Source organism: Phormidium pseudopriestleyi FRX01 (genome assembly GCF_017313335.1).
Lineage (GTDB): Bacteria > Cyanobacteriota > Cyanobacteriia > Cyanobacteriales > Laspinemataceae > Laspinema > Laspinema pseudopriestleyi.
The window spans coordinates 1-10,730 of sequence record NZ_JAFLQW010000210.1 but is presented as its reverse complement, the minus strand read 5'-3'; the positions used below and the strand labels follow the sequence as shown (position 1 = coordinate 10,730).

At 46.5% G+C, this 10,730-nt stretch carries 6 protein-coding genes; all 6 read left to right on the top strand.

The window, feature by feature from the left end:
- Positions 1 to 593: gamma-glutamyltransferase (locus tag J0895_RS07600; RefSeq protein ID WP_207087505.1), on the top strand; the 593-nt coding region annotated here is incomplete at its 5' end.
- Between the two features lie 207 nt (positions 594 to 800).
- On the top strand, positions 801 to 1,523 hold the full coding sequence (locus J0895_RS07595) for a response regulator transcription factor (protein ID WP_207087504.1): 723 nt from the start codon (positions 801 to 803) through the stop codon (positions 1,521 to 1,523).
- 176 nt (positions 1,524 to 1,699) lie between these two features.
- A complete protein-coding gene (locus J0895_RS07590) occupies positions 1,700 to 3,529 on the top strand; it encodes an EAL domain-containing response regulator (RefSeq protein WP_207087503.1) in 1,830 nt (609 codons plus the stop codon).
- 265 nt (positions 3,530 to 3,794) lie between these two features.
- Positions 3,795 to 8,048, top strand: a complete 4,254-nt coding sequence (locus J0895_RS07585) for a PAS domain S-box protein (RefSeq protein WP_207087502.1) — start codon at positions 3,795 to 3,797, stop codon at positions 8,046 to 8,048.
- Positions 8,045 to 9,634 carry a hybrid sensor histidine kinase/response regulator gene (locus J0895_RS07580; protein ID WP_207087501.1) on the top strand — a complete coding sequence of 530 codons (1,590 nt, stop codon included), beginning with the start codon at positions 8,045 to 8,047 and terminating at the stop codon, positions 9,632 to 9,634. The genes J0895_RS07585 and J0895_RS07580 overlap by 4 nt, the downstream gene beginning before the upstream one ends.
- 119 nt (positions 9,635 to 9,753) lie before the next feature.
- Positions 9,754 to 10,653, top strand: a complete 900-nt coding sequence (locus J0895_RS07575; RefSeq protein ID WP_207087500.1) for a carbohydrate ABC transporter permease — start codon at positions 9,754 to 9,756, stop codon at positions 10,651 to 10,653.
- Positions 10,654 to 10,730: the final 77 nt, after the last annotated feature.

Below are 10,730 nucleotides of genomic sequence, written 5' to 3'. Positions count from 1 at the left end.
AGTCGGATTGTAATCGATTGGGGAGTACGACTCATATTAGTATTATGGATCGCGAAGGGAATGCGGCCAGTGTGACGACTTCCAATGGAGAAGGGTCTTCCTACATCATTCCGGGAACGGGAATTATGGTGAATAATATGCTGGGAGAAGCAGATTTAAACCCCAATGGATTTCATCAATGGCCGGAAAATCAACGTCTTTCTTCGATGATGGCCCCGACGATGGTTTTGAAAGAGAATCGTCCTGAAATTGTTCTGGGTTCGGGGGGGTCTAATCGGATTAGAACGGCTATTTTACAAGTGATTTGTAATGTGATTGATTTTAATCTGGATCTGGCAACGGCGATTGAATCTCCTCGGGTTCATTGGGAAAATGGGGTGTTTCATCTGGAACCGGGGTTTGACACAAAGGAACTGGAATCTTTATCCAATCTGATGCCGAAGCAGACCCAAGATGTGATTAAATGGGTAGAAAAAAATATGTTTTTTGGGGGAGTGAATGGGGTTAGAATGAGAGGGGATGGGGAGATAGAGGCAGCCGGTGACCCCCGTCGCAATGGGGCGATCGCCCCGGGTCAACAGCGATCGGACTGACGACGGACCAATCCCTGTATTTTCGGGTCACCCCTGCCAACCTTTAAGGCCGGTCCAGAAACTTTACCCTTGATTTAGCAAAAAGCAATTGCCAATCCCGGGGTGATTCAATAAATCAAATCAAAAAACAATTAAGTTTACTTTAAGGGATAAAACCGCCCGAGTTAAATTATATTTAAAGCCAGATAAGTAACGGGAGCGTAACTGATGAAAACAATTTTGGTGATTGAAGATGAACAAGCCGTCTTGACCAATATCTTGGAAATCCTTGAAGGGGGAGGATTTAAGGTCATTGGGGCTGAAAATGGACTCGCAGGGATCGCCCAAGCTCAGAAACATCTCCCCCATTTGATTCTATGCGATGTGATGATGCCTGGACTGGATGGGTATGGGGTGTTAAGTCAATTGCGAGAGTCACCGCTGACTGCAACGATTCCATTTATTTTTCTGACTGCCAAAGCCGATCATGCAGATTTGCGCCAAGGCATGAATTTAGGAGCGGATGATTATATCACCAAACCGTTCCGCCGGAAAGATTTGTTAGAAGCTATTAATACTAGGCTAAATAAACAAGCGGCGGTGATGCAGCAGTATGCAACGGAGCGGCAGAGAGCGGAAGGATTGCAGGCTAAAATGTATGAGCTAGAAGAACTCAGCCAGACCAAAGATGGCCTGTTGAAGAAATTAGTCGAAGATCTAAGAAATCCGCTTTCTAAGATTAATTTGGCGATTCATATGCTGAAGAATACTCCCCAGGGAACCTCTACAGAACGGTATCTGGAGATTTTACAGGAAGAATTTGAGCGGGAAATTCACTTGATTAATCAAGTCTCGGAGTTGCAAGATTTGTTGACTGCAGATAATTTTACTCTGTTACGGAAGTTTAACCTATTGGGAGGCAATTGGGAAAACCCACCGAATAAACGCTAGTGACTTTGATGCAGAGGGAGCCATCAGGACTAAATTATCTCAAAGGGTGAATGAAGCGCCAAAATCTGAGAAAATCTAATCACCAAAATGATCGGTATTGTCCCAAGCTCTAACCACTGGATAGCAAACTTAGACTCTCCCAAAATATAGGATGTTAAAGCTCTACTGAATTGGTTATGAAAAAAATTTTAGTGATTGAGAACGAAGAGTTAGTCCGTAAAAACATTCTCGAAATTCTGGATACGGTGGATTTCAGGGTGATTGGAGCGTGCAATGGGGGCATCGGCGTCCAATTGGCAGAGGAACACCTTCCTGACCTGATTTTGTGCGATGTGATGATGCCCGAACTGGATGGCTATGGGGTACTGGAGGCCCTGCGGAATAATCCTGTAACGGCAACGATTCCGTTTATTTTTTTAACGGCAAAAGGGGATAAAACGGACATCCGCCAAGGGATGAATTTGGGGGCGGACGACTATTTGACGAAACCGTTTCGGCGCAAAGAGTTGTTAGGGGCGATCGAGGCGAGGCTGATTAAACATGATACGTTATATCAGGGTTACGCTAGGGAACAGAGCCGTGCAGTCGCCTCAGTGCCGGACCTGCCCCCTGAGCGCTCTGAATTAATCTATTATGATCACTTAACTAATTTGCCGAATCAACTGTTAGTCCGAGAGCAGTTTGAACCCTTGCGCGATCGCACCCATCAAAAAGGCGGCTGGATCGCGATTTTATCCATTGGGTTAGACCGATTTAAGCGGATTAATCAGAACCTCGGCCATGACTTTGGCGATCGCCTGCTGATGGAAGTTGCCCAGAGATTAAGCCAATGTGTCCGCCCGGGGGATATTCTAGCGCGACTGCATACGGACCAATTTGCGATCGTCTTGGCATCGGGTTCTGACAAGGGCGATCGCCCGACTCTCTCAGACCCTCGGGATGATTCCTCGTCCAGTCCCAAACCGATGCCAGAGGCGATCGCCCAACCGATCCTAGACCGATTAACCCAACCCTTCTGCTTAGAGAACCGGGAAATCTTTATCACCGCCAGCATTGGCATTAGCATTTATCCCCAGGACGGGGAAGACGTGGACCAATTGATGAAATATGCTGGGGTGGCGATGTCTTATGCCAAACAACTGGGCGGCAATCAATATCAATCTTATACCCCCACCTTGCAAAGCGAATTTCTCGATGACCTCACCCTGGAAACGAGTCTGCGCTATGCCGTAGAAAGACAAGAATTGGAACTGTATTATCAGCCGATTGTCGGGCTGGAAAATGGAAAAATAGTGGGAGCGGAAGCCTTAGTCCGGTGGCATCATCCTCAACAAGGAATGATTCCTCCGGTTAAATTCATCCCCTTGGCAGAGCAAACCGGCTTAATTGCTCCCATCGGGGAATGGGTACTCCAAACCGCCTGTAATCAAACTAAATCCTGGCAAGCTGAGGGTTTGCCCCCGGTGCGAGTGGCGGTTAACCTGTCCTTTCGGCAGTTTAATCAAGTGGATCTGAGCGAGCGGTTAGTGCGAATTTTAGATGAAAGTGGACTTGACCCTAGTTATTTAGAATTAGAACTAACCGAAAGTATTTTAGTTCAGAATGTTGAGGTAACTATTGCTAAATTAAATGAATTAAAATCTATGGGAGTTCAAATTTCTTTAGATGACTTTGGAACTGGCTATTCTTCCTTAAGCTATTTACAACAATTTCCGTTTGATTTATTAAAAATAGACCGATGTTTTGTTCAGGATATCAATACAAATGCCACCAACGCGGCTCTAACTAATGCAATTATTCAAATGGCTCACTCTTTAAATTTAAAAGTGATTGCCGAAGGAGTGGAAACCCGGGAAGAATTGGCGGTTTTGTATGAAAATAAATGCGATAATATTCAGGGTTATTTATTCAGTCGCCCTGTGAAAGCGGAGGAATTTAAACGAATGCTCCAAGAAGGCAAGCGATTGGAGCGGCAATCTCAAAGTGTACGCCATCTCACGGAGTAAAGAGGTAAGACAGATTGATGGAAACAATTGCCATCACCACCGTAGGGATTTGGTCTCCAAACCCTCTTTCTATAGGTCAATGGAAACAATTGCCATCACCACCGTAGGGGTTTGGTCTCCAAACCCTCTTTCTTTTTATTAGAAAATTTCTGCTCCTGAGCACCTCTGTGTAGATAAAAAACCCAGTCACAGTCATACTTATGTAATAAAGGACCCCTGTCCGAGGCAATCTGTCCTGAAGCAGAAGACTTCAAAACCCGTTGGTGTGCTAGAAAAAACCAGTTTGCAAAATTTCGTGAAGATGAGCGATCGCCGAAACTTCCGATTGAATCAAAGGATCGAATGCCACCCGTTGAAAGTTGCACCCAATCTCCCCTTAAAAAGCGCGATCGCCCTGATGAACCGAGCGCGATCGAGCTATGTTTTAGTCGTAGACCATTCCCTCCCCCATCACCGGGAAACAGGCTATGGTCTCTTTACTGAGGGGGATTTAGTCACCTTGGCTGCTGCTGGACTCTGGGAAAAATCCCGGCCCATTTCCGAAGTGCTGACCCAATCTATCCTCTCGCTCCAAGTGACTGATCCAGTCGATCCGTTTTCCCTCTTTTCCTATATGGAAACGCATAAAATTCGGTATTTATCAATCCAGGATAGTCAAGGAAAACTACTCGGCGTTGTCACCCATGAGAGTCTTCAGCGAGGGTTACAAACCAGGGAGTTTAGGGAACACCGACTCGCCTTGGAAGGAATGAGTCTGGCGATCGCCACTGCTTCCCCGACGGCTTCCATTTTAGAGGTGATTGAACAGATGGCAACTCATCGCAGCAGTTGTGTGGTGATCTGTCAAAGTGGGGTACAAGTATCCAGCCAGGAATTGACTCCAGAGAACCGATTGAATCCCTCATTTCCCATTGGCATTATTACCCGGCGAGATATCGTCCAATACCATGCCTTGGGATTAGACTTGGCAAATACTCCGGCATCCCAGGTGATGAGTCAACCCTTGTTATTTGGAAACCCCCAGGATTCCCTCGAACAGATTCATCATCAAATGCAGGATACTTGGGTCCGGCATTGGGTGATTGTTACGCCAACCCGGGAATTGGTTGGGATTGTGACTCCCACAGAGATTTTACAGGGATGGAGTGGGAGTCTTGAAACTGATGCCAATCAGGTGGTGCAAGGGAAGGGGATAGAGAAGGGACAGCAGCGCGAAACTCCAGGACTACAAGCGGTATTTCAAGAGGCGATCGCCTTTTCTACCGTCGCTTTACAACAGGCATTGGAACAGCAGCAAGCAGAGATTTTTCATCGGCAATTGGCCCAAAAATTACTGCAATTTAGTGAGGAAAGATTCCGTCAGCTTGCAGAAAGCATTGAGCAAGTGTTTTGGCTGGTTTCGAGTGACTTGAAACAGTTGATTTATATGAGTCCGGCCTTTGAGACAGTCTGGGGGATTTCCCGAGAGCAATTAGAGAGAAAGGAAGCCGGGGAATGGGGGAATTATCTGACTATCTTGCAAGAGAGTTTTTATTGGGAAGAGGGGCAACCGACTTGGGAGAATTGGCCCCAGCAGGTTCTGGCTTCAGGGGAACTGGAAAATCGGATTGTGCAGCCCGATGGCACCCTGTGTTGGGTGCATTCGCGAGGGTTTCCGGTTTATAACGAGCAGGGACAGGTGTACCGGATTGCTGGGATTACCACCGATATTACCAGTCGCAAAGCGGCAGAAGCGGCAAGACGGGAGAGTGAAGATCGGTATCGTCAGTTAGTGGAAACGACGACGGATTGGGTCTGGGAGATGGATGCAGGGGGGATATACACCTATAGTAGTCCCAGAATTGCAGAGATTTTAGGGTATGAACCCGCAGAGGCGATCGGGAAACGGCTAGATGCCTGGATTCTGCCGGAATGGGCGGAGGAAGAACGGCGCTGGGTTGAGCAACTGGCGACTCAACCGGAACCGTTTAGCTGCAAGGAACGTGTTAATTTGCACAAACAGGGCACAGTGGTGGTGTTAGAAAGCAGTGGGGTGCCAATTTTTGATGAGATGGGGAAATTAGTTGGGTATCGGGGAATTGATCGGGATATTACGGTGAGAAAAAAAGCGGAAGCAGCGCTGCAACAGATTAATCAAGACTTGGAACAGCGGGTGCAAGTGCAAACGGCTGAACTGCGAGAGTTAATTGGACAATTGCAAGGGGAGATTGGCCGTCGTCAGGAGGTAGATTCGGCCCTCAGACAGAGTGAGGAGCGCTTGGAGAGCATTTTGGGGTCCCTGAATGATGTGGTTTGGTCCGCTTCAGCCCAGACTCGGGAGTTATTGTATTTGAATCCGGCTTTTGAGAGAATTTATGGACGATCGCGCCAGGAGTTTTTTGAAAATCTGGAGTTGTGGCGGGGGGTGGTCCATCCGGAGGATAGCGATCGCGTTCGGCAGTTTTTCGAGGCGCTACTGGTGCAGGGGTCACAAGATGTAGAGTATCGGATTATCAGGCCCGATGGGGAGGTGCGGTGGTTGGAGGACCGCGCTCATTTACTTTATGATCCCACTCGCCAAGGGTTCCGCATGGATGGGGTGGCGCGGGATATTACGGAACGCAAACAGGCTTCGGTGGCGATCGCCCGGTCGGAAAAACGGTTTCACGCCATTTTTAACCAAACGTTCCAATTTATGGCCTTGTTGAGTCCCGAGGGGATGATTCTGGAAATGAACCAGAGGGCTTTAGAAGTGTGGGGGTTAGCAGGGACGAATCCGATCGGGCGGGCATTTTGGGACTGTCCCTGTTGGCAGCCTACGGATCCGGATCAATGGGGGGAGTCGGTAGGGGAGTCTGGGGAGGAACGTCAGTTCTGTTCGATTCGAGGGGCCAATCGTTTTTGCGGGGCGATCGCCCAGGCAGCGAGGGGACAGTTATGGCGCGATGAGGTGGAAATTTTTGGACCCCAAAACCAACGGGTGACCATTGATGTTTCGATTAAGCCGGTGCGAGATGATGGCGATCGGGTGATTCAGTTAATTGCCGAAGGTCGGGACATCAGCGATCGCAAGCTCCTAGAAACGGAAATTTTTGAGCGCGAACAACTGCTGAATTCATTTTTTAAAGCCAGTTCCAGCGTCTCTGTCGGACTGGGAATTGTCAATGATCAAATGCAGTTTATTCAAGTCAACGAAGCCCTCGCTGAAGTTCATGGTTTATCCCCCCAAGAACATATTGGTAAAACCGTGAATGAAATCATGCCCGATGTCACCCACCAATTTCAATCCTTAGTGGAAGAATTATTGCGGTCCGGGACCCCAATCCTCAACTTAGAACTCTCCAGCGAAAAGCCTTCTCAACCGGGAGTTCTCCATCACTGGCTAACTTGCTATTTTCCAGTTCCCCTGAAAAATGGTCTGGCGCGAGGGGTGGGGTTTATTGTCCTTGACATCACCCAGCGCAAACAAGCGGAACAAGCTCTGCGCCAGATTCAAGAACGGCTAGAATATTTGCTATGTACTAATCCCACGATTATTTATAGTTGTAAGCCCACTGGAGACTATGCTTTGACCTTCATCAGTCAAAATATCCTACGCCAGTTCGGCTATGAGGCGCAGCAATTATTAAATAATCCCAACTTGTGGTTTGAGTGTATCCATCCCGACGATGCTGAACGGCTTTTTGCCCACATCTTTCGTCTGCAAGAACGTACCCAAGAGATTTATGAATATCGAGTCAGACACCAAAACTCGACTTACCGTTGGGTGCGCGATGAACGGCGTCTGGTTTGCGATGCCGAGGGCAATCCTTTGGAGATTGTCGGTTCGATGTATGATATTACGGAACAAAAAAAAGCCCTGGGACAACTTAAAGCGTCCTTGCAAGAGAAAGAGGTCCTCCTCAAGGAAATTCACCATCGGGTGAAAAATAACTTGCAAGTCATTTCGAGCCTGCTTAACCTCCAATCGAGAAGCATTCAGGATGCAGAAACCCGGGCTCTATTTCAAGATAGCCAAAACCGCATTCAATCCATCGCTTTTATTCATGAAAAACTGTATCAGTCTCGGGACCTCGCCCAGGTGGATTTTTCTCAATATATTCAAACTTTATGTATCCATTTGTTTCGGTCTTATGGCGCGAGTTCCCAGCGAATTAGCCTGAATCTTCAAATTGATGATATCTTTTTGAGTGTAGATACGGCAATCCCTTGCGGTTTAATTGTGAATGAACTGGTGTGTAATGCACTCAAACATGGATTTCCCCCGAATCGGACTGGTGCGATCGAGATTACCCTTCATCGCACTTTCCAAGAGGCGGATGATAACAGCAAACGAGAGTTTATAATGAGGGTTCGGGACAATGGGGTTGGCTTTCCCAGTGAGGTAGACTTTCGGAAAACCCGCTCTTTGGGGATGCAGTTGATTAATACTTTAGTGAAACAACTCAAAGGAACCATTGAGTTGGACAACAGTAGCGGGACTGCCTTTCAGATTGTCTTTTCGGCCAAACATCATCAACTGCCTTCAGGAGAAACATGAGTAACGAGAAAATTTTGGTCGTAGAAGATGAAGGGATTGTTGCCTTAGATATCCAAGCAATTTTAGAAGATTTGGGCTATCAGGTGCCGGTGGCGGTTGCTTCCGGTGAGGAGGCGATTGAAGCAGCGGCTCAAATGCAGCCGGATTTAGTTTTGATGGATATTCATTTGGAGGGCAGTATTGATGGGGTGACGGCTGCCGAACAAATCCGCGATCGCTTTAATATTCCCGTGGTGTATCTGACTGCTTATAGTGATGAAGACACCTTACAACGGGCAAAGCTCACCACTCCTTTTGGCTATTTAATTAAGCCCCTGGAAGCCCGGAGTTTAAAGTCTACGATTGATATGGCCATTTATCGTCATCAAATCGAACAGGAATTAAAACAGAGTAAAGAGTGGTTTGCGACGACATTGCGTTCTATTGGGGATGCGGTGATTGCTACGGATGAAATCGGACGGATTCAGTTTATCAATCCCGTAGCTGAAACGTTAACGGGATGGAAACAAGCGGAAGCTTTGGGGAAGGATATTGGGCAAGTGTTTCGGATTACCCATGAAATGTCAGCGGCGATCGCCCAACGGTTGGGAACTCAGGAAGTTCCCACAGAAAATTTGGTTGAAACCCCCAATGAACGAGTTTTAATTGCTAAGAATGGCAGTAAAATTCCCATTGATGATACCGTCGCCCCCATTGGCGGAGAAAATGATAAAATCATTGGGGCGGTTTATGTGTTTCGAGATATTACTTCTAAAAAAGCGACCGAAGTTTTACAAAAAGAGAGAATTCGTTTAGAAACAGAAGTTAAAGAACGGGCATTAGCCGAAGCTGAAATCCGCAGATTATTAGAAATAGAAACAGAATTAAGTGAGTTTAAAAGTCGATTAATTACCACAATTTCTCATGAGTTTAGGACGCCCATGAGCATTATTTTATCATCGGCTGAATTGCTACAAGTTTATAGTGATACCTGGCCGGAAGACCGGAAAGAGACACATTATCAACGGATTAAAACTGCAATAGAATACATGACAGGAATGATAGAAGATGTGACTTTAGTCGGGCAAGCTGAAAGTGGACATTTGGAGTTTCAACCGCATCTGATGGAGTTAGTGGATTTTTGCACAAGGGTGGTGGAACAGATGAAAGTGACCACGGGCGATCGGCATCAAATTCAGTTAATCGTCCACACCGAGAAAATTTCCGCCCTCATGGACTCCCAACTCTTGCGACAAATCCTCAACAATTTATTCTCCAACGCCATCAAATACTCCCCCCAAGGCGGCGAAATCACCCTAGAACTCAGCATAGAATACGGACCCGTCACCACCAATCCGCATCACCCCTCAAGTGTTGTGGTGTTTCGGATTAAAGACCCAGGAATTGGAATTCCCCAACAAGACTTACAACAACTTTTTGAGTCTTTTCAAAGAGCTACAAATGTGGGGACAATTAGAGGAACGGGGTTAGGATTGGCGATCGTCAAAAAATGTGTAGAATTACATGGAGGTCATATCGAAATCGAAAGTCAAATCGACAAAGGTAGCACCTTTATTGTCAAAATCCCCCTCCAAACCCCATCCTAGGATATTATGTTAGCTGAAATATAAAATCCCCCAACAATAGAAAACCGACACCCACGCATAGTGCCTCCTCTATAAAAACAAACTCCATCCCTCAAACCTCTCATCTCATTCCACCTTAAATGCTGAAAAATTCCCTATTTCAAATCCTCAAACCCAACTTTTCCTTTACCCCTTATTTCTTTCTATTTCCCGCCCTTTTCATCTTAGGATTAACCGTATTTTGGCCCGCATTGCAAGCCTTTTATCTCAGCTTCACCCGCTATGGATATGACATCACCCAAGCCCCCACCTGGGTTGGACTTGCCAACCTGCAACGCCTCTGGACCGACCCAATCTTTTGGGAAACCCTCCGCAACACCTTACTTTACCTAGCTTGCGTCGTTCCTATTCTCGTCATTGCACCCCTAGGAATTGCCATCCTCGTCAACGGAAAACTCCCCGGAATGAACTGGTTTAGAACCGCCTATTACACCCCAGTTGTTATTTCCATCGTCGTCGCTGGAATCGCCTGGAAATGGCTATATGCAGAAAATGGATTATTGAATCAAATCCTACAAACCCTGGGATTAGTCCAACCCGGTTCCGGCATTCCCTGGCTAACCATTCCCGAACTTTCCCTGTTTAGCGTCATGGCAGTAACCATCTGGAAAGGATTGGGATATTACATGATGATTTACCTAGCCGGACTGCAATCTATCTCCCCGGAATTATACGAAGCAGCCGCCTTAGACGGGTCCGATGGCACTCGAAAACACTGGGATATTACCGTCCCCTTAATGACACCCTATCTCCTCTTAGTCGCCGTCATTTCCTCAATTTCTGCCACTAAAGTTTTTGAAGAAGTTTTCATCATGACCCAAGGCGGACCGAGAAATAGTTCTAAAACCATCGTTTATTATTTATATGAAAAAGCCTTTCAAGAATTAGAAATTGGCTATGCCTGTAGTATTGGGTTAGTCCTATTTTTAATTATTTTTATCCTCTCTATTCTACGATTCATAGTCCCCAATCAAAATTAAACCTCGAATAAACTCCCAAGTTCGTAGTAACGACTTCAGTCGTTCTCTTCATGTTCGTAGTAACGACTTCAGTCGTT

Coding starts and splice junctions, on each gene's coding strand:
- J0895_RS07575 (WP_207087500.1), top strand. CDS start 9,754: ATGCTGAAAAATTCCCTATTTCAAATCCTCAAACCCAACTTTTCCTTT.
- J0895_RS07580 (WP_207087501.1), top strand. CDS start 8,045: ATGAGTAACGAGAAAATTTTGGTCGTAGAAGATGAAGGGATTGTTGCC.
- J0895_RS07590 (WP_207087503.1), top strand. CDS start 1,700: ATGAAAAAAATTTTAGTGATTGAGAACGAAGAGTTAGTCCGTAAAAAC.
- J0895_RS07595 (WP_207087504.1), top strand. CDS start 801: ATGAAAACAATTTTGGTGATTGAAGATGAACAAGCCGTCTTGACCAAT.